The following is a 19763-nucleotide window of genomic DNA, read 5'->3' as shown; positions in this document are numbered from 1 at the left end:
CATCAACCTCCTTGCACGAACAGCCGCGTCCGCGCGCCGCGCCACAAGCCGTATAAGGGGACAATCAGCACCAGGAACCAGACGAGCTGCACCCCTAGCACCTGAAAAGCGGCATCCCCGGTCACCTTGCCTGTGAACACGGAGCCCGGCAAATAAGTAATCGCCGGGAACGGCAGCAGGTTCATGAGCTTCTCCGCCCAGCCGGGGAAGAAGGACATCGGGACGACAAGGCCGGAGAACAGGTCCACCGCCACCCGCTTCATGCGCATCATGCCTTCGTTATTTTCGAGGAAGAAGGCGAATAGCCCGGTAATAATATTGATCTGCGTATTAATCAGGAAGCTGAAGAACAGCATGATCAGGAAAATGACCCACACCTTCGGGTCCGTCGGCAGCTTAACCGGAAAAAGGAAAGCGACGACCACCATGCCGGGAGCGGAGAAGAGGAAGAACCGGAACAAGCCTTCCCCGAGGCCCTGCATCATTTTGACAATAATATAGTTATAAGGGCGGATGAACTGGATGGCGACGCTGCCGTCCTTAATCTCGTTTGCGATTTCCCGATCCAGGTTATTAAAGTAGAAAGCCCTCGCCATCCACGATACGGCCACGTAGGTCGTCATCTGGCTGACGGTCATGCCGCCGAGCAGCTCCTTGCTGCCGTAAATGGCTTTCCACAGGAAGTAATAAGCGCCGATATTTAGGGCATAGATGATAATGCCGCTGTAATAATTCACCCGGTAGGCGAGCATCATGAGGAACCGGATGCGGAGAACGTCGAGATACGCACTAAGCATGGACGGACACTCCCTCTTCCGCCTCGCTCGCCGCGGCGTCCTTCCTGGCCTCCGCCGACCCGGATTTATAGATTTCGCGCACGATGTCGTCGGTCCCGGTTTCGAGGATTTTGATATCCGTAATGTCCATCACGCCGACCACCTTGCCGAGCACGACCGATACATTGGCTTGCTCCTGGGGAATCCAGACCTTCGCCGTTTGCGCATTCTCCTGCGTCCAGGTAACGCCCAGGCCCTGGGTGAGCCGCTCCAGACGATCCAGCGATACGGCTTCGGGGAACTGGAAGACGACTTCCTTGCCTTTGCCCCATTGGGTCTTTAGCTCCTCCAGACCGCCGTCATAAATGATGCGCCCTCCGTCGAGCATGATGACGCGGGAGCACAACGCTTCAATATCCTGCAAATCGTGGGTGGTGAGCAGAATCGTCGTGCCGTAGCGTTGGTTCATGGATTTCAGGAACTCGCGGATCTCCGTCTTCACGACGATATCGAGTCCGATGGTCGGCTCGTCCAGGAACAGAATTTGCGGATTGTGAATGAGCGACGCCGCAAGCTCGCAGCGCATCCGCTGGCCGAGGCTCAGCTTCCGGACCGGACGGCTCAGCAGCTCGCCAAGCTGAAGGCGCTCCGTCAGCTCATCCATGCGAAGCTTGTATTCCTTCTCGGATACGCGGTACACCTTCTTCAGCAGCTGGAACGATTCGATGACGCCGATATCCCACCAGAGCTGGCTGCGCTGTCCGAAGACGACGCCTATATTCTGAACGAACTTCTCCCGCTCCTTGAACGGGATATACCCGCCGACCCGGATGTCCCCCGAGGTCGGGACGAGAATGCCGGTCAGCATCTTGATCGTGGTTGATTTGCCGGCGCCGTTCTCGCCGATATACCCGCAAATCTCCCCTTGCGGAATTTGGAAGGAAATATCCTTCACCGCAGTGACATGGTTGTATTCGCGCCGGAACAGATCCCGCACGGCCCCTTTAAGGCCTTCGCGGTTTTTCTGGACCTTGAATTCTTTTCTGAGGTTGTGCACATCGATCGCCAGCATGGTTATTCTCAGGTACCTCCTGTCGTATTTTGCCGAAGCTTGCGAGTGATTCGGTAAAAATTTTATAATATTAAGCAAATCTTTCCTGAACTTACGGATGCATGATCCCGGAGCAATGTCAGAACCTATACATGTTCATGATACACGAATGCTACCTCGAGTAAAAGCCGTTTCCCGGCAGAAAGGATCGGATAACCGATGGTAAAGACAGTGAAATGGTTTTTTATTGCGCTGCTGCTTCTGGTGCTCGCGGCAGCCGGCTATTATACATATGGTTTCCTTCGGTTTGCGAACAACATTCAGAGCCACCCGTATTCGTCCAAAATCGGCACCGGCCTGACCGCCAAGCAGACGGGCACCGGCTCAGCCTACTCCGGCCAAGCTTACCTCCCGCCCAAATGGGAGGGCAAGCAGCGCGTCAACGTTCTGATTCTCGGAGGGGATTCCCGGGGGCTCAAGAAGAATGAAATTCCGCGTTCCGACTCCATGATGGTGGCGTCGATCGATCCGGTGACGAAGAAGGCTTACCTGTTCTCCATTCTCCGGGACACGTACGTGAAGATTCCCGGACAGGGGGAGGAACGCATTAATACGGCGCTGTCGACCGGCGGCCCGAACCTTGCCATGAAGACGGTAGGGGACTTGCTCGGTATCCCGATTCAATATTATGTGTACACGGACTTCAAAGGCTTCATCGCGCTGGTCGACGCCATCGGCGGCATCGATCTGGACGTCGAGAAGGATATGAAATATACCGACGCCGAGGACGGTCACGAATACGACATCAATTTGAAAAAAGGCATGCAGCACCTTGACGGCAAGACGGCGCTGCAGTATGTTCGCTTCCGCCACGATGCGCTCAGTGACTTCGCCCGCACCGAGCGACAGCGGAAGTTTCTGCAAGCCGTGGCTGAGAAAATGCAGTCTACCAGCTCGCTGATCCGGCTGCCCAGAATACTGAACAGCATCGATCCGTATATTGAGACGAATCTGGCGACGACCGACATGCTGAAGCTGGGGTCCCTCGCTTACGAGGCCAAAACGGAAGGCATGGTCAGCCAGCAGGTGCCGCCGCAAGAGCTGCTCATCGAGAAGCGGGTGGGCGGAGCCGACGTGATCGGCGTCAACAAGGATAAGCTGCAGGCCTTCGTCCAGGCGCTGCTCGAGGGACGGGATCCGAACGCGAAGCCGGCGACCGGAGGCGGCAAGACGGCACCGCAGCGCAGCTCACGCAGCGGCGGTTCGGACGTCGGGCTCGGCAGCGCGAAGTGAGCTTTACAGCGAAAAAACGCTCCGCTTTTCTTCGGAACTTGCGTTCCTCGGAAAGCGGGGCGTTTTGGCTATTATGGATTCAAGATCTAAATCCGGTCCACAGCAGGCGCCGATGCCGATTTTCTCGACAACAGCAGGTAAGCCGCATACAGTGCGATGAAGAGAACCATGGCGGAAGCGGACCAGCGGTACATACCCGCATAGCCGGTCACCGTGGACACATAGCCCAGCAGGAAGGAGCCGATGGCGATGCCGAGGTCGATGGAGTTGTAGAATAGGCCTGTCGCCGCCGCCCTCCGGCCGGGCTTCGACCTTTGGATCGTCCAGGCCTGCAGCGACGGCTGCAGCATTCCGTACCCGACGCCGTAGCACAGAGCGGACAGCAGCAGCATGACCATGCCGCCGGTATACGACAGCAGCACAAGGCCAAGCCCCGTAAAGACCGCCCCGGCGGGAAGTACGGCGGCATGTCCCTTCCGGTCGAACAGCTTGCCCGAGAACGGGCGAACCACCAGCACCATCATGGCGTTGAAGAGAAAGAACCAGCCGACATTGCCTAGATTCGTTTCTTTGCCGAATAAAGCGATGAAGCTGATCAGACCGCCATAGGTGACGGACAGCAGCAGGCTCAGCAGACACGGGAACATGGCCCCGGGGTCAAACCAAGCCATGCGTTCCGGCGCCTGCGCAGCAGCGGCAGCGGAAACCGGGCGCTCCTCTTTGTGAGAGGCTTCGGACGGCTTGATCCATGCCGCGAACACGAACACCAGCGCCGCGAGCGCGCTGGATACCAGAATAAGCCGGTGAAAGCCGTAGCCGTTCAGCAGCCATAGGCCGATGACGGGAGCGAGCGACATGGATAAGCTGGTGGACAGGCCGAAGTAGCCCATCCCCTCTCCCATCCGGCGCACCGGAATGACTTGGGAGACCAGGGTGCCGAAGGCGGTTCCCGCAAAACCGAAGCCGATGCCGTAAACGATACGGATGACGAGCAGCAAACCGAGCGTCGCCACGGCCGCATAGCCTGCCGTAGAAATCGCGAAAATGATCAGACCGCCGAACAGGATCGTCCTAAGCCCGAACCGTTTGAACGCCGCCGCCGTGAACAGCCTGGTCACGATGGCCGAGAGCGCAAAGAGGCTGATGACCAGACTTACGGTCATTCCCCCGCCTCCCAGCGTGCCGGCCACATAAGCCGGGAGCGACGGCGTAATCATTTGGATGTTCATATAAATACACAGATTGCAAAGCGTTAACAAAATAAAACTCTTGGTCCATAGGGCCGAAGAGGTACTCTCAGGTATCATAATTTCTTTGATTCTCCTCTCCAAGATGCTTGCCTAAGCGGAAAGCCGTTTACTGATCGGATCCGTTATTGTAGGCGGCCTCCGTAGGTTCTGAGGTCTCCTTCAGCGCTGCGGCCCGTTCGCCGATCCGCTTCAGCGCCTGTTTCAATGCCTCGCACTGGCTTTCCTGCACACATTCGAGCAGCTCCTGCAGCGTCTGCCGTTCGAGCGGCTCGAGCTCAGCGGCCAGCTTGCGTCCTTCCTCCGTAGCGTAAACAAGAAACGAACGGCGGTCTTCGGAGTTCGGCTTCCGGACGGTCCAGCCCTTGCGCTCCAGCACATCGAGAATGCGGGTAACCGTAGGCTGGTCCCGATCCGTCCGCTCCGCTAATTTCTTTTGCGGCACACCTTCTTTCACGCACAGCTGATTGAGCAGACTCCACTGCTCGGGCGTAATACCGTAAGGCCGGAACCGGTTCGTCAGCAGCAGCACGACTCGGCGGTACGTCTGCGCCAGAATGACGCCGAACGGCTCCTGATCCGGTGTCGGATTAGGTTTCATACACCTTTCTCCTTTCCCTGCGGGCGAGTATACCATCAAATGATGGCGATTTAGTTGTTATAACAATTATATATATTACAACTAATTTACGTCAAGACGGTTTTCTTCCGGAGCAAAATTCCTTATAATGTACAGAATACCTTACTCCGTTCGCGAAACGGCTGACCTTGTTCCACGTTACATGATCATGATAAGGAGAAGATGCTGATGACCGAACTCATGATGGTCGATGCCTTTACCGACCGGCCGTTTCACGGCAATCCGGCTGCCGTTTGCTTCCTGGACGCCTTTCCCGGTGACGCTTGGATGCAGCAGGCGGCGATGGAGATGCAGCAGTCCGAGACGGCCTTTCTGTGCCAGGAGGGCCCCGACTACCGGCTCCGCTGGTTTACGCCGGATGTCGAAGTCGACTTGTGCGGCCATGCCACCTTGGCGGCGGCCCATGCGCTTTGGGAAACGGACCGGGTGCCGCTTCAGTCGGAGATCCGCTTCCATACCCGCAGCGGCCTGCTTACGGCGAGGCGGCAGGAAGATTGGATCCGGCTTGATTTTCCAAGCGAGCCCGTAGTTCCTATGGAATGCCCACCCGGTCTGGCCGAAGCCCTCGGAACAGCCGAAATCGGATTTACCGGAACGAACCGGATGGATCTGCTCGTTGAGGTCGCGGATGAAGAGACGGTCCGCCGTCTAAAGCCGGACTACGCCTTGCTCTCCGCCATTCCCGTTCGGGGCGTCCTTGTTACCGCCCGTTCCGATTCTTCCGGCACGGACTTCGTCTCCCGCTGCTTCTTCCCACGGCTCGGCATTCCGGAAGATCCCGTGACCGGATCGGCTCATTGCGCGCTGGCACCCTATTGGGCGTCCAAGCTCGGGAAGCGGATCTTTACAGCAAAGCAATGCTCCGCACGCGAGGGCACCTTGCGGATCGAGCTGACGGAGACGCGGATGCTGCTCTACGGCCAGGCCGTTACCGTCCTGAAGGGAAACCTGCTCCCTCCGCCGCGCAGATGAAAACGAACGATTTTACATAAAAAAAGGATGCGATCAGAATCATGAACCAATCTTCATTCCTTGCGAGCTCCCGGAGCCGCTCCGAGCAGCTATATCAAGACGCGCTGCAGCATATCGTCGGCGGGGTAAACAGTCCCTCCCGCTCGTTCAAAGCCGTCGGCGGCGGCGCACCCGTCTTTATGAAGCGAGGCCAGGGCGCCTACTTCTGGGATGCGGACGATAACCGCTACATTGACTATTTGGCCGCTTACGGTCCTATTATTCTCGGCCACGCCCATCCGCATGTAACGGAAGCCATCTGCCGCGCGGCACGGAACGGCACGCTCTACGGCACGCCGACCGAGCTGGAGATCGAATTCGCCCGCCTGCTGAAGGAAGCGATTCCGTCACTCGATAAGGTCCGTTTCGTCAACTCCGGCACGGAGGCCGTCATGACGACGATCCGCGTTGCCCGGGCCTATACGGGCCGCAGCAAGATCATCAAGTTCGCCGGCTGCTACCACGGCCACTCGGATCTCGTGCTCGTCGCCGCGGGCTCCGGCCCGTCCACCCTCGGGATCCCCGACAGCGCCGGGATCCCGAACAGCATCGCGCACGAGGTGATCACCGTGCCCTACAACGACCTCGCTGCGCTCGAAGCCGCTCTCGCCCGCTGGGGCGGCGACGTCGCCGCGGTCATGGTCGAGCCCGTCGTGGGCAACTTCGGCATGGTCATGCCGAAGCCCGGCTTCCTCGAAGGGCTCTGCGCGCTGGCGCGGGGCAACGGCTCCCTCGTCATCTACGACGAGGTCATTACGGCGTTCCGGTTCCACTACGGAACGGTACAGACCTTTGATGGCCTCCCGGGCGCGGACGGTGCCGCAGGCACCGCCGACTTCTCGGCCATCGAGCCGGACCTGACGGCCCTGGGCAAAATCATCGGCGGTGGACTGCCGATCGGGGCCTACGGGGGCCGCAAGGACATCATGGCGCAGGTGGCGCCCTTGGGGCCGGCTTATCAGGCCGGCACGATGGCGGGCAACCCCGCGTCGATCTCCGCAGGCATCGCCTGCCTGCAGGCCCTCCAGGAGCCGGGTACGTACGACCGGCTCGACAAGCTCGGCGCGGCGCTTGAAGCGGGCCTCGCGAAGTCCGCGCAGCGGCACGGGGTGCCGCTGACGATCAACCGCATCCGCGGGGCGTTGTCGACGCACTTCTGCGACCACCCGGTTACGAACTATGAAGAAGCCCAGGATACCGACGGAGAACAGTTCGCCGCATTTTTCCGGCTCATGCTCGAACAAGGGATCTGCCTGGCTCCGTCCAAGTATGAAGCTTGGTTTTTGACCACTGCTCATACCGAGGAAGACGTGGCCTATACGCTGGAGGCCGCAGACCGGACCTTCGCCCGGATGTAGCGTCGGGCAGCAACAATAAATTTCATTTATCACCTAAATCACGAACTATTATCGAAATTCGGTAATAGTTCGTTCGCTTTTTCAAAACCGCGAAACGGCGCGATTTTTCCCCATTATTCACCAGTTATGCAAAATAGATAGCGCTTACATCAATCAATTACCCTTATTGTTCTATTGTCTAAGGTACAATTTCATGGTATTCTAGTAATACTTTAAGCAGCATTACAATCGGATATAATGTAAGGTTTTCGTCATGAAGGCCGCGATGATATGCGCTCATTTTGTCGAAGTGGGCACATTATTTTTTTATCTTCGACCGCTTTAGCGCTTTTTCGCGTCAAACAAAGAACTGTAGATCAAGTCATTTATGCAGGTTTAATGTATTTTTATTCAACCTCTCTGCCGATGTGACTTTGTCCGCTTTCTTATGCGACATGAGCAAAACCTTAACTTACGGATGATCCGCCACATTTTATTTGGGAGGTGAAGGTCAGCCTGCTGACCATCAGAACATGAATGAAGTAATGCGCAATGAAGGCCGTTTTCAGAACCTTTTGGCCACCGAGCACGATAGCTGCGGTATCATTTGTATTGTAGAGAAAGACGGCTTCCCTTCCCGTGACAACATCCAAAAGACGATCGACGCCCTTGTTAAATTGGAACATCGTTCGGGTTTCATTAACGGAGAAGGAGACGGCTGCGGCATTCTGACCGATATTCCGAGAGCGCTGTGGGAGAAGAAGCTGACCGACGCCGGCCTGGACGGCAAACTCGTTTATGACGAGCGCTTCTCCGTTGCTCATATTTTTGTACCGCGCAAGCTGGACATTTCCGTTGCCGATATGCAAGCGGGCATCCGCGAGCTGTTCAAGCAGCATCAAGTCAGCATCCTGCTGGAGCAGGAGAACCAAGTGGACAGCAGCGTTCTGGGCCCGAACGGCCGAAACGACGAGCCTACCTTCTGGCAAATCGCAGCTCTGTGCGACAAACAGGAAGTGAAGGTGGCCGACCATCTGTTCGAGCTACACGTGGCGATCGAGGCCAAGTACAACGTTCACGTAGCTACCCTCAGCAATGTCACGGCCGCCTATAAAGTCATGGGTGCGGCCAGCATCCTTCCGTTATATTACAACGATACCCGCGATCCGCTGTTTGCGGCGCAGGTCACGATCGGCCATAACCGTTATTCCACCAACACCCAATCCAGCTTCTTCCGCGTGCAGCCGTTCTCCCTGCTCGGCCATAACGGCGAGATCAATACGGTGAAAAAGCTCCGCATCGAAGCGGATATGGTCGGTGTACCGCTTGTCGACGGCGGCTCCGACTCCCAGGACATGAACCGGACGATCGAGACGTTCATCCACCGTTTTAACCTGAGTCTGTTTGAAGCGATGGAGATCGTATTCCCTCCGATCCTGAACGAAATGAAGCTGTACCGCGAAGAGCTTCAGGACTTGTACGTATACTTCCGTCAAATGTGGGGCCATTACGCCCAAGGTCCGGCCGGGATCGTATCCCGTTACGGCAACGAATGCATCTTCAGCGTAGACGCGCTCGGTCTTCGTCCGGTATGGATGGTCGAGAGCGAAACGTCCCTGTATTTCTCCTCCGAGCAAGGCGTCATTACGGTCAGCGACATGGTTGCGGATCCGAAGCCGATCGCCCCTGGCGAGAAAGTCGGCGTTGTCTTGACTCCGGGCGAGCACGTTCAGGTCATTCCTTACCATCAGGTACAAAGCAAAGTGCTGGAGCGCGCGAAGAGCCGCGGCATCCAGTTCGACGGACTGCGCCATCATTTGAAAAATACCGCCCAAGCTCCGGAAGCGGCCGCTTCCGAAGATCTCGCTCCGACGGATGCGATCTATAGCGCCTTCGGATGGGACCGCGACGGCATTCAGCATATCGAATCGATGGCCGAAACCGGCGCCGAGCCGATCCGCTCCCTCGGCCATGACAGCCCGCACGCGGCGCTTGCATGGGAACGTCAGAACATTCCGGATTTCATTAAAGAGAGCGTAGCGGTCGTAACGAACCCTGCGATCGACCGGGACCGCGAGATGGAGCATTTCTCCACCCGGATCATCGTCGGCCCTCGTCCGTCCGTATACGGGCAGCCCGATCAGCGTCCTCGCGTCGAGCTGCTGTATCCGGCCGTACTCGAAGGCAGCAACGGCACGGATTCCTTGTCGGAGCTGAAGCAGCCGAGCCTGGAGCAGCTGATGGCGATCTTCCAAGGCGCCGTCGTGAAGCTTTCCTTGACCTTCCCTCGCGGCGGTTCGCTGCAGACGGCGCTCGACCAATTGGCGCAGGATGCCGTTCAAGCGGTACGCGGCGGCGCCATGCTGCTTATTCTCGATGACAGCGAAGCGCATCAGAACGATCGTCTCTGGATGGATCCGCACCTCGCGGTATCCAAGGTCGATATCGCACTGCGCGCCGAGAAGCTGGGCTCCGGCGACAACCTTCGCCGCCAAGCGACCGTCGTGCTGCGCAGCGCTTCGATCCGCAGCCTGCACGATATTGCCGTAGCCTGCGGTCTGGGCGCGGATGTAATTTCCCCTTACGTGCTGTTCGCTACCGCATCCGCGAAGGATGGAGCGCCTGCGGCGCGCAAGGTGTTCACGGCACTCATGAAAGGCCTGGAGAAAGTCATCTCCACCATCGGTACCCACGAGCTTCGCGGCTATACGCGCTTCTTCTCCTCCATCGGACTGAAGCCGGAGCTGGCGGAAGTGCTGGATATCGTCAACTACCTGGGCAGCGACAAAGCGGGTACCGGCTATGCCGAGCTCGAAGCGAACGCCGAAGCCCGTTACAACGACTTCTCCAACCCGAAAGCCAAAGCGGCGAAGAACTTCCGTTTCTTCCAACGCATGTGGAAGGCTCTCGGCGATGCGGCCTCCGGAGCGGCTTCGTATGAAGATTACCGCAATAAGCTGCAGGAAGAAGAGAAGAAGAATCCGATTTCCATCCGTCACGTAGCGGATTTCAATGTTGAGAAGGCATTGGCTGAAGGCCGCAAGCCGCTTGATCCGTCTCAAGTAGACATCAGCATTGGCGGGCACGATCTGCCTATGCTCATCTCGTCCATGTCCTTCGGTTCGCAGAACGAAACGGCGTTCCGCGCCTATGCGGAAGCCGGCGAGCGCCTGAACATGGTTACCATGAACGGCGAAGGCGGCGAGATCAAAGACATGCTGGGCCGCTACAAGCGGACCCGTGGCGCGCAAGTGGCGTCCGGACGTTTCGGCGTCAACGTCGAGCTGGCCAATGCCGTAGCGTTCCTCGAGATCAAGATCGGTCAAGGCGCAAAACCGGGCGAAGGCGGTCACCTGCCGGGCTCCAAGGTTACGGCCAAAATTGCAGCTGCACGGAACGCAACGATCGGCTCTGACCTGATTTCGCCGTCCAACAACCATGATATTTACTCCATCGAGGACTTGGCGCAAATCATCTCCGAGCTGAAAGAAGCGAGCGGACGCAAAGCGAAAATTATCGTAAAAGTACCTGTCGTACCGGGCATCGGAACGATTGCGGTCGGCGTAGCCAAAGCGGGCGCGGACGTCATCACGCTTTCCGGCTTCGACGGCGGTACGGGCGCGGCGCGGATTCACTCGATCACGCACGTCGGCTTGCCTACCGAGATCGGCACGAAGCTCGCTCACCTGGCTTTGATCGAAGCTGGCCTTCGCCACCGCGTTGAGCTGTGGTCCGACGGCGGCATGAAGTCCGGTGCGGACGTTGTCAAGATGGTGCTGCTCGGCGCAAACCGCGTAGGCTTCGGCTCGATCGCGATGCAGTCCATCGGCTGTACGACCTGCCGCGGCTGTCACCTCGACACCTGTCACGTAGGTATCGCAACTCAGATCGATTCCATGGAAGAAGCTGAGGAAAAAGGCCTTCGCCGCTTCGTACCACGCGTATACGATCTGGCGGTCGAATCCCTTGTCCGCTTGTTCGGCGGCATCGGTCAAGAAGTGCGTGAAGTCGTAGCCGGCCTCGGCTTCAATAACCTGCAGGACCTGGTAGGCCGTTCCGACTTGCTGCAGCAAGTGAGCCACCTGGACCGAATCGACCTGTCCGACATTCTTCGTCCGGCTCCGGTTTCGTTCGCGGCAGCTCACGAAGTGGCCCTGGCGGAAGCAGCCGCAGCAGTATCTTCCGATATCCGCATCGCAGCCGGCGCCGAAGGCCAAGAGTTCTTCCCGGATTCCGTCTCTTTCGAGACTACAGTCGAGCGCAAATGGCACAAGGTTGACGCTGAGTCCCGTATTCTGGGCAGCCGTTATGCCAGCCACCGCGTACGCGACCGATTCGACGGCAGCTACGATTCGCTGCCTGGCGTGGACATCACCATTACCGACGGCTCCGTGCCAGGTAACGGTCTTGCAGCCTTCAATGCGCGCGGTATTGCGATTACGGTACACGGCGGAGCTGAGGACGGCGTAGGCAAGATGTCCTCCGGCGGTAAAGTAGCCATCATGAAGGCGCCTAGCAAGCACAAGCAGTTCATCAACGGTTCCGTCGGCAAGTCGTTCGGTTACGGCGCACAGCATGGCTTGTTCCTGATTCAGGGCAACGCCGATACCCGTGCCTGCATCCGCTTCTCCGGAGCGGACGTCGTCTTCGGCGGCGAAATCACGACACCGTTGCGCGACGATCTGGGTGGATTGGCCGCTCGCGCGAACCTCAAAGGCTTCGCCTTCGAGTACATGACCAACGGCCGCGCCGTTGTCATGGGCGATCCGGGTCCATGGATCTGCGCAGGGATGACCGGCGGCGTAATCTACCAGCGCCTCGTTCCTGAGATGGGTCTCGACCAAGCTGCGATCGAGCGCCGTATCGCGAAAGGCGCGAAGGTGAAGATCGAATCCATCGGACAGCAAAGCATCAGTGATCTGAACGAGCTGCTCGGCGCTTACCGCGATGAGCTCGAGAAGTCCGGCCAAACGGAAGCGGCGCAAGGCATCGACCACCTGCTCGCTAACCTGCAAACGAACTTCGTGCGCATCGCGCCGGTAGGCTTGCAAGCCGACCAATCCGTTGCAACCGAATAGTAGAACAATTAGCTTTCCCCCTTGAGCTTTCGGGCTCAAGGGGGATTTTCTTTTGTTAGTGAAAGTATTAGACCGGAACCCCTTATGGTACAAGGAGTCCCGGTCATCTTATCGCTAGTTATTTGAATATTAGTTATAAATTCATCGCCAGAATGAAGCAAATCATGGATCTATTCAATAAAGGTATATACTGCGTCGTTGAACAGTTGTTCCCGTCCCTCAGTTACTATTTGAAACCGAATAACTTACTTAAGATTATAGAAAATTTCCGTTTCGAGCTTTGTTTCATCAGCATTCCAATGTCCATATACCTCCAATAGGGGAAGCTCATGGTGTTCTCCTAAAGCTTTTACTGTCGATTTTATGCTCTCATAGGTTTTGTTTAACTCCTTATATGGTCCGATATGTTTGCAATAGGTATATTTTTGTAAAATAACATTTCTTTTTTCCAATAATGAATCTTCATTAGGCGGAGAGATCAACTCTATCCCGGCAAATATGATGTGATCACTATCATAAACTACGTGATTAATTCCTGTGTGAGAGAGTTCTTTGTTACGAACTTCCTTCCAAACCTTATCCAACAACTCGAAAATTGTTTCACTGTATGCTTTGTTTTGATCATGAATTTTAGAAAAACCGAACAATGTAAAGCTTTTGCTTTGATGAATAATAACTGGTTCCATTATTATCACCCTTATCTCATTTATTTGACAGCGCTTACGCTAATATTATCATTTGATACATTATATCTCCCGTTTAGCACTTGCTGGATCGATTTGAAATTAAAAAATGGTACGCACGAAGGGCACCATACAATGTAAGCCCATCAAAAATCAGACGAATAAACGCCACGATAGAGTAAAAAAATATCATCATTTGCAAGCTGGAATCATCTATAGGAGGCGGCCCGAAAAATAATTTAAAATTGAATTGAGTCACGATGATCACCGTAATCAGAATCGTAATTACCCCATAAACCGTAGCCTTCTTAAGCCACTTGTTTAAATTCGTGGTTCGGTCACAAATTCGAGCATAGGAGATGAAGGTTGAGATAAACCCAATTACACCTAGAGGGATGTAATAGAAAACAGGATTTGAAAACACAAAAAATTCTCGAAATGCAATTAATCCCTTTATTCCACCTAAGCCGATTAGATTAGGTACAAAGACTACATATTCATATAAATTACCGAAAAACGTTAGACCTAACCCGAATATAGCAAGAATAAGAAATGCGCTGAGCTTTTTATCCCGTAAGCTTTTCATTTTTCCACATCCTGCCCATTTGCCATTCTCCGTTACCTTAATACGTTGCGTTATATTTAGTATAGAATGGGTCACTAAATCCATGTTGTCCATTTAACTTATGGACCTCATTTCCGCTTTGCATCACCTTATTCCTGAACTCAAGTGCTTATCAAGCCATTCCTTTGATTTTTGCAGCATCCCGATCGTTACGTGATGGTTCACTCCGGAGTACTCAACTATTTGCAAACTCTCGGAAGGCGTATTTGACTTAAGATTCATAAAGTATCTTTGGCTGTCGATAGGAATTATCGTGTCTTCCTTACCGTGTAGCAAAAGCAATGCTTTTTTTCCTTCAAAGCTTAAATGGGATATAGGATCATGCTCCTCTAATGATATCCTTTCATTTGGATTCATCGGAGGTCTTCCATCTTTTTCACGATATAACTCTTCAAATTTTACCCATGCACAAGAGCCATTTATAACTATCGCGGATTGCACCCGGGAATCATTCGAAAACGCACCCGCGCTATAAATCCGCCGCATGAATGTCCGATAAAACCGATGTGATCATCGGTTTTAGAAAGTTCGCACACTAGTTCCCCTGCTTCTTTAACACTTTGGAAGACGACATCCCAAAAATATTGTTGCAACACGAATTTGTCAAAATAATTGAGGATTCCCCGTTCACCATGATGCGGCAATTCCGGCACAATGACCTTATAACCCCAACTTGATACCGTGGACGCAAAGAACATGTAATTCTCGATATTTGACGCCCAACCGTGATACAAAAGAACGGTACCTATCGGCTTGCATAATGGACTTATTTCTAAGCATGGTATAGTAGAAATGCGATGCTTTCTGTAATTATCCACGATTGTCTCCCTCACTGCATTTGTTACATATTTAGACTATCATAAATTACAGTAAAAAACTTCCGTAACTTTACTTTAGTGTGGAAATATCCTGTCCGTAAATCTTGCTTTAAAAATAAAAAAGGGTTCTTCACTCCACCCCGGGGTGGTTGGAAGAACCCTTTTTTTCAGCTTTTCGCTTAAGCTTTAGCCGCGCGGTAAGCCTCAATATACTGAGCCGCTTTCTTGGCTACCAGACTGTAATCGCCGCTCTTGACCGCATCCGCCGTTAGATCGGATCCGATGCCTACCGCCACGGCGCCGGCCTTGATCCACTCGCCCAGGTTGCTGAGCGATACGCCGCCTGTAGGCATGATGTTCGCTTGCGGCAATGGTCCTTTGATCGCTTTGATCATCCCCGGGGAGTACAGGTTGCCCGGGAACAGCTTAACTACGTCCACGCCTAGCTCCAATGCCCGCTGAATTTCTTGAATCGTCATAACGCCCGGCATGACCGGAATCCGGTACCGGTTGCACAGCGTGACCGTATCCGGATTGAGGGATGGGCCTACCACGAATTCCGAGCCGCTCAGAATGGCCGCGCGGGCGGTTTCCGGATCAAGCACCGTGCCCACTCCGATAATGGCGAATTTGGATGCATCCTTCGTCGTGCTGGAATACTTTTTCGCCAGCTTCTCAATAGCCTGCAGAGCAAAAGGAACCGTCATCGTCACTTCGATGACCTTAATGCCGCCCTCGATGGCCTGTTCGGCCATCTCCACAACTTCATCCGGCGTTTCGCCGCGGAGTACCGCAACGACGCCTTGATCCACGATTTGCTGAACGAGCTTCAACTTTTTCATAGAATGTACCATTTCCTTCGCTAATAAGAATTAGGGCTATTAACATTCTACATGCTTAACGTTCTACGTGCTTAACGTTATTCATGAAGGCTTCAACCTGCTCCCAGGTCGGGATCCCTTCCCAATCGCCTTCCATTTGGACCACCATGCACCCGATCAGGTTACCAAGCTTGACGGCTTCCGGCAAGCTGTATTCTTTAAGGAGTCCGGCGAAAAATCCGGCACAGAAGCCGTCCCCTGCACCCACTGTATCCACAACCTGCTCCGCCTTGAAGTACGGAACGGCAGTCACGTTTTCTTTATCCACGATATAAGTCTCGTCATCCCCGCCTTTTACGATGGATACGGCAGGAAGTTCACGCAAGCGGTCTACGATCTCATCGAAGCTTTCCGTCCTGTATAGCAGCTTCAGCTCGTCCAGACCGGGCAGGAAATAATCCGCTTCCTTGGCGAGCTCCAGAAGAACCTCGCGAGCCTCCTCAATCGACCATAGCTTCAGACGCAGGTTCGGGTCGAAGCATACCTTCACCCCGTTCTTCTGCGCGAGCCGGATCGCTTCCTTGGCCGTTTCACGGCAGCTTGCGCTGAGGGCGGGAGTAATCCCCGTGACATGCAAATATTTCGCTTGCTTGATATATTGCTCTTCCAAATGCTCCGGACGCAACGTACTGGCGGCAGAGCCCTTCCGGTAGTAGTAAACGGAGGTTTTCCCCGATACGACCTCCCGCAGCATTAAACCTGTAGGAGCCTCCGATGTCAGCTCCGCTCGGGACACATCGACGCCTTCGCCGCGGATCTTCTTCAAGATCATCTGGCCGAGCGGGTCCTTCCCTAACCGGCTGAACCAGCCGACTCGGTGGCCAAGACGGGCCAAGCCGATAGCTACGTTGCTCTCCGCACCGCCGAACAACCCTTGGAAGCCGGGAGTATATTCAATTCCTTTGGAGCTCGTCGGCATCATGAGCGCCATCGTTTCTCCAAAAGTAATGACTTCCGGTTGAAACATTTGAACAGGCTTCTCCGCTTGTGTTTGTCCCATCGCTTATCGAGCCATCCATCCGCCGTCCACGCACAACACGTGTCCGTTCATATAGTCGGATGCCGCAGAGGCGAGGAACACAGCCGGTCCTTGAAGATCCTCAGGCGTTCCCCATCGCGCCGCAGGAATGCGCACCATGATTTGTGCCGTACGCTCTTGGTCGGCGCGAAGAGCAGCCGTATTGTCCGTTTCCATGTAGCCGGGAGCAATCGCATTGACTTGAATGCCTTTGCTGGCCCATTCGTTCGCCAGCGCTTTTGTAATCCCTGCAATCGCATGCTTGGAAGCGGTGTAGCCCGGTACGTTAATGCCTCCTTGGAAGCTGAGCATCGAGGCGATATTGATGATTTTGCCGGATCCCTGCTTGATCATCTCGCGTCCTACCAGTTGGGACAGGAAGAAAGCGGAGTTCAGGTTCAGATTAAGCACATCGTGCCAATCGGAAGCCGCATGGTCCGCAGCCGGAGTGCGGCGGATAATGCCGGCGTTATTCACGAGAATGTCCACTTTGCCGAACACGGACAACGTTTCCTTTACAACGCCATCAAGTACGCTTTCATCCATCAGGTTCGCAACGATCGTATGCACCTTGCGGCCCAACACTTCAATCTGCTGCTGGGTTTCCTGCGAACGGTTATTGCTCGTTACAATGACAACGTCTGCGCCGGCTTTAGCCAAACCGATGGAGATAGCGCCGCCCAAACCGACCGCCCCCCCGGTCACCAATGCTACTTTTCCAGTCAGGTCAAACAAACTCATCTTTAGCACCCCATTTAAACGTTTTAAGCTTATCCGTACTCGCTTATAGCCCGGATTACTTGTCCTCTCTATTATTATAAGTTAATTGCCCCTAATGCGCCATACTAACGGGCCAAATCATGCACCGCGCAAGCGGCGCCGGCTCTGCAAATTCCATCCATTATTTATTCTTATCCGTCATGCTGGGACAAGCCGAAAAACAAAAAAAGCCTCTCTGAAATACAGAGAGACTTGATCTATCACAGGATTGAGTTGAAAGGTGAAAGCGTCCCAGGAGGGACTCGAACCCCCGACAACTCGCTTAGAAGGCGAGTGCTCTATCCAGCTGAGCTACTGGGACTAGTCGATTGGAGCGGGTGATGGGAATCGAACCCACGCTACCAGCTTGGAAGGCTGGAGTTCTACCATTGAACTACACCCGCATAAAAAAAGAAATCGGGACGACACGATTCGAACATGCGACCCCCTGGTCCCAAACCAGGTGCTCTACCAAGCTGAGCTACGTCCCGTTAAAAATTATGGTGCCGGTAGAGGGACTTGAACCCCCACGGTTTCCCTCACGATTTTGAGTCGCGCGCGTCTGCCAATTCCGCCATACCGGCATATGATTTTGTTGGAGCGGAAGACGGGAATCGAACCCGCGACCCTCGCCTTGGCAAGGCGATGCTCTACCGCTGAGCCACTTCCGCATAATAATCTAACTACTAATTTACAAAATAACAGTACGAAATGCAAGTAAATGATGGAGCGGAAGACGGGAATCGAACCCGCGACCCTCGCCTTGGCAAGGCGATGCTCTACCGCTGAGCCACTTCCGCGAATTGAAAAGTGAGCCATGTAGGACTCGAACCTACGACACCCTGATTAAAAGTCAGGTGCTCTACCAACTGAGCTAATGGCTCATAATACTACTGCTTGGGTTACCCTCTTGCCAGCACATGTAATAAAGAAACTGGGGATCTAGGATTCGAACCTAGGCATGACGGAGTCAAAGTCCGTTGCCTTACCGCTTGGCTAATCCCCAATAAAAATAAACAATGGGGCGATCGATGGGACTTGAACCCACGAGTGCCGGAGCCACAAACCGGTGCGTTAACCCCTTCGCCACGACCGCCATGTTTCGTGTAAAAGGCTGTAATGGTGCCGTCGAGAGGAATCGAACCTCCGACCTACGCATTACGAGTGCGTTGCTCTACCGCTGAGCTACGACGGCATGAGATCTGTAATTCGATAAAGATGGCGGAGCCGACGGGATACTCTCCGTTACACTCCGAGACTGCGATGTACTGCTAACGAAGCTAATGCTTCGACGAACCCTATGGGTTCTCATCCCTTACAAAGAAGGATTAATCATGGCGGAGCCGACGGGATTCGAACCCGCGGTCTCCTGCGTGACAGGCAGGCATGTTAGGCCTCTACACCACGGCTCCACACTGAGTATAAATTGGTTGCGGGGGCAGGATTTGAACCTGCGGCCTTCGGGTTATGAGCCCGACGAGCTACCGGGCTGCTCCACCCCGCGTCAGTAAAAATGATATATGGTGGAGGCTGACGGGATCGAACCGCCGACCCTCTGCTTGTAAGGCAGATGCTCTCCCAGCTGAGCTAAGCCTCCATGGGATAATGACCCGTAGGGGATTCGAACCCCTGTTACCTCCGTGAAAGGGAGGTGTCTTAACCCCTTGACCAACGGGCCTTGCTATGTATAGGAAAGTGATCATATCACTATCCCATCGGACTACTTAAGAAAGTGCTACGGAGAGAGAGGGATACTCATCTCTTCAAGATGAGACTGCGATGCGATCCTAACGAAGCTTAGCTCCGACGAACCTCACGGTTCTCATCCCTTACCAAGAAGCATTGCTACGGAGAGAGAGGGATTCGAACCCTCGAGACGCTTGTGACGCCTACACGATTTCCAATCGTGCTCCTTCGGCCAGCTCGGACACCTCTCCAAGAAAAGAGTGGCTCCCCGAACAGGACTCGAACCTGTGACAACTCGATTAACAGTCGAGTGCTCTACCAACTGAGCTATCAGGGAACAATGCTTGGCGACGTTCTACTCTCCCAGGACCCTTCGGTCCAAGTACCATCGACGCTGGAAGGCTTAACGGTCGTGTTCGGGATGGGTACGCGTGGTTCCCTTCCGCCATCGTCACCAAACATAAGTATGGCGATGTCCCCGCCAAGGAACATCTTGGTGTTACAGCTCAGAACGACTTGCGCCCTGAAAACTGGATCGAAACATCGTACTTTAGCTGAGGTAATCTTGCTTGCTTTTGCTTTACCTGGCCCCCGCAAAGTACTCGGAATCCGCTTCGTCAGCTTCATCTTCACTTTGTGGATAAACCTATGCTTCCGATGTGGTTTTGCTGTCGCAAAACCTGTAGGATAAGCCCTCGACCGATTAGTATTCGTCAGCTCCACGCGTTGCCGCGCTTCCACCCCGAACCTATCTACCTCGTCGTCTACAAGGGGTCTTACATACTGGGAAATCTCATCTTGAGGGGGGCTTCACGCTTAGATGCTTTCAGCGCTTATCCCGTCCGTACTTGGCTATCCAG

Annotated in this window: 15 protein-coding genes, 16 tRNA genes and 2 rRNA genes; 4 read left to right on the top strand and 29 right to left on the bottom strand. The window is 54.5% G+C overall.

Features of this window, described 5'->3' with window-relative positions; all coding sequences use genetic code 11:
- Window positions 1-2: 2 nt before the first annotated feature.
- Together O9H85_RS08780 and O9H85_RS08775 are read right to left on the bottom strand one after the other, a co-directional pair.
- On the bottom strand, window positions 3-797 hold the full coding sequence (locus O9H85_RS08780; protein ID WP_269880961.1) for an ABC transporter permease: 795 nt from the start codon (window positions 795-797) through the stop codon (window positions 3-5).
- The gene (locus O9H85_RS08775) at window positions 790-1848 is read right to left on the bottom strand and encodes an ABC transporter ATP-binding protein (protein WP_269880960.1); all 1059 of its coding nucleotides are present in this window, start codon (window positions 1846-1848) and stop codon (window positions 790-792) included. The genes O9H85_RS08780 and O9H85_RS08775 overlap by 8 nt, the downstream gene beginning before the upstream one ends.
- A gap of 198 nt (window positions 1849-2046) precedes the next feature.
- Here O9H85_RS08775 and O9H85_RS08770 point away from each other — a divergent pair, with 198 nt between their 5' ends.
- A complete protein-coding gene (locus tag O9H85_RS08770) occupies window positions 2047-3120 on the top strand; it encodes an LCP family protein (RefSeq protein WP_269880959.1) in 1074 nt (357 codons plus the stop codon).
- 86 nt (window positions 3121-3206) lie between these two features.
- Here O9H85_RS08770 and O9H85_RS08765 read toward each other — a convergent pair whose 3' ends face one another.
- Window positions 3207-4427: an MFS transporter gene (locus O9H85_RS08765; protein WP_269880958.1), complete on the bottom strand. Its 1221-nt coding sequence runs from the start codon at window positions 4425-4427 to the stop codon at window positions 3207-3209.
- Window positions 4428-4476: 49 nt separating this feature from the next.
- Window positions 4477-4968, bottom strand: a complete 492-nt coding sequence (locus O9H85_RS08760; protein WP_269880957.1) for a MarR family winged helix-turn-helix transcriptional regulator — start codon at window positions 4966-4968, stop codon at window positions 4477-4479.
- Window positions 4969-5175: 207 nt separating this feature from the next.
- On the opposite strand from O9H85_RS08760, the gene O9H85_RS08755 reads away from it, so the two are divergent.
- From O9H85_RS08755 to O9H85_RS08745, 3 genes are all read left to right on the top strand, one after another.
- Entirely contained in the window at window positions 5176-5979 is an 804-nt protein-coding gene (locus O9H85_RS08755) for a PhzF family phenazine biosynthesis protein (RefSeq protein ID WP_409348118.1), read from the top strand.
- Window positions 5980-6020: 41 nt separating this feature from the next.
- A complete protein-coding gene (locus tag O9H85_RS08750; protein WP_269880955.1) occupies window positions 6021-7376 on the top strand; it encodes a glutamate-1-semialdehyde 2,1-aminomutase in 1356 nt (451 codons plus the stop codon).
- Window positions 7377-7888: 512 nt separating this feature from the next.
- Entirely contained in the window at window positions 7889-12433 is a 4545-nt protein-coding gene (locus O9H85_RS08745; protein WP_269880954.1) for a glutamate synthase-related protein, read from the top strand.
- A gap of 245 nt (window positions 12434-12678) precedes the next feature.
- Here O9H85_RS08745 and O9H85_RS08740 read toward each other — a convergent pair whose 3' ends face one another.
- The 25 genes from O9H85_RS08740 to O9H85_RS08620 all read right to left on the bottom strand — a co-directional run.
- On the bottom strand, window positions 12679-13119 hold the full coding sequence (locus O9H85_RS08740; protein WP_269880953.1) for a GyrI-like domain-containing protein: 441 nt from the start codon (window positions 13117-13119) through the stop codon (window positions 12679-12681).
- A gap of 73 nt (window positions 13120-13192) precedes the next feature.
- Window positions 13193-13795, bottom strand: coding sequence for a hypothetical protein (locus O9H85_RS08735; RefSeq protein ID WP_269880952.1), 603 nt, complete (start codon window positions 13793-13795; stop codon window positions 13193-13195).
- A gap of 30 nt (window positions 13796-13825) precedes the next feature.
- Window positions 13826-14098 (bottom strand): alpha/beta hydrolase family protein, encoded by a 273-nt coding sequence (locus O9H85_RS08730; RefSeq protein WP_269880951.1) that lies wholly within the window; start codon window positions 14096-14098, stop codon window positions 13826-13828.
- Window positions 14099-14166: 68 nt separating this feature from the next.
- Window positions 14167-14559 carry an alpha/beta hydrolase family protein gene (locus O9H85_RS08725; protein WP_269880950.1) on the bottom strand — a complete coding sequence of 131 codons (393 nt, stop codon included), beginning with the start codon at window positions 14557-14559 and terminating at the stop codon, window positions 14167-14169.
- A gap of 179 nt (window positions 14560-14738) precedes the next feature.
- The gene (locus O9H85_RS08720) at window positions 14739-15401 is read right to left on the bottom strand and encodes a bifunctional 2-keto-4-hydroxyglutarate aldolase/2-keto-3-deoxy-6-phosphogluconate aldolase (RefSeq protein ID WP_269880949.1); all 663 of its coding nucleotides are present in this window, start codon (window positions 15399-15401) and stop codon (window positions 14739-14741) included.
- A gap of 55 nt (window positions 15402-15456) precedes the next feature.
- Window positions 15457-16440: a sugar kinase gene (locus O9H85_RS08715; protein WP_269880948.1), complete on the bottom strand. Its 984-nt coding sequence runs from the start codon at window positions 16438-16440 to the stop codon at window positions 15457-15459.
- A 3-nt stretch (window positions 16441-16443) separates the two neighbouring features.
- On the bottom strand, window positions 16444-17199 hold the full coding sequence (kduD, locus tag O9H85_RS08710) for a 2-dehydro-3-deoxy-D-gluconate 5-dehydrogenase KduD (RefSeq protein ID WP_269880947.1): 756 nt from the start codon (window positions 17197-17199) through the stop codon (window positions 16444-16446).
- 266 nt (window positions 17200-17465) lie between these two features.
- A tRNA-Arg gene (locus O9H85_RS08705) sits at window positions 17466-17539 on the bottom strand.
- An 8-nt stretch (window positions 17540-17547) separates the two neighbouring features.
- Window positions 17548-17621, bottom strand: a tRNA-Gly gene (locus O9H85_RS08700).
- 13 nt (window positions 17622-17634) lie between these two features.
- Window positions 17635-17708 (bottom strand) — tRNA-Pro (locus tag O9H85_RS08695).
- Window positions 17709-17718: 10 nt separating this feature from the next.
- A tRNA-Leu gene (locus O9H85_RS08690) sits at window positions 17719-17801 on the bottom strand.
- A gap of 12 nt (window positions 17802-17813) precedes the next feature.
- Window positions 17814-17888 (bottom strand) — tRNA-Gly (locus O9H85_RS08685).
- A 54-nt stretch (window positions 17889-17942) separates the two neighbouring features.
- Window positions 17943-18017: transfer RNA gene (locus tag O9H85_RS08680), tRNA-Gly, on the bottom strand.
- Between the two features lie 11 nt (window positions 18018-18028).
- Window positions 18029-18101, bottom strand: a tRNA-Lys gene (locus tag O9H85_RS08675).
- Window positions 18102-18151: 50 nt separating this feature from the next.
- Window positions 18152-18223 (bottom strand) — tRNA-Gln (locus O9H85_RS08670).
- Between the two features lie 14 nt (window positions 18224-18237).
- A tRNA-His gene (locus tag O9H85_RS08665) sits at window positions 18238-18313 on the bottom strand.
- A 24-nt stretch (window positions 18314-18337) separates the two neighbouring features.
- Window positions 18338-18412: transfer RNA gene (locus O9H85_RS08660), tRNA-Thr, on the bottom strand.
- A 140-nt stretch (window positions 18413-18552) separates the two neighbouring features.
- Window positions 18553-18629 (bottom strand) — tRNA-Asp (locus O9H85_RS08655).
- A gap of 15 nt (window positions 18630-18644) precedes the next feature.
- Window positions 18645-18721, bottom strand: a tRNA-Met gene (locus O9H85_RS08650).
- A 17-nt stretch (window positions 18722-18738) separates the two neighbouring features.
- A tRNA-Val gene (locus O9H85_RS08645) sits at window positions 18739-18814 on the bottom strand.
- Between the two features lie 9 nt (window positions 18815-18823).
- A tRNA-Glu gene (locus tag O9H85_RS08640) sits at window positions 18824-18895 on the bottom strand.
- A gap of 170 nt (window positions 18896-19065) precedes the next feature.
- Window positions 19066-19154: transfer RNA gene (locus O9H85_RS08635), tRNA-Ser, on the bottom strand.
- 10 nt (window positions 19155-19164) lie between these two features.
- Window positions 19165-19240, bottom strand: a tRNA-Asn gene (locus O9H85_RS08630).
- A 5-nt stretch (window positions 19241-19245) separates the two neighbouring features.
- Window positions 19246-19362: ribosomal RNA gene (rrf, locus tag O9H85_RS08625) — 5S ribosomal RNA — on the bottom strand.
- Between the two features lie 224 nt (window positions 19363-19586).
- Window positions 19587-19763 (bottom strand): 23S ribosomal RNA (locus O9H85_RS08620); the annotation flags it as partial.

Origin of the sequence: Paenibacillus gyeongsangnamensis, from assembly GCF_027533625.1 — a bacterium.
GTDB lineage: Bacteria > Bacillota > Bacilli > Paenibacillales > NBRC-103111 > Paenibacillus_G > Paenibacillus_G gyeongsangnamensis.
The sequence above is the reverse complement of the archived record's forward strand: the minus strand, read 5'-3'. Positions and strand labels throughout refer to the sequence as shown.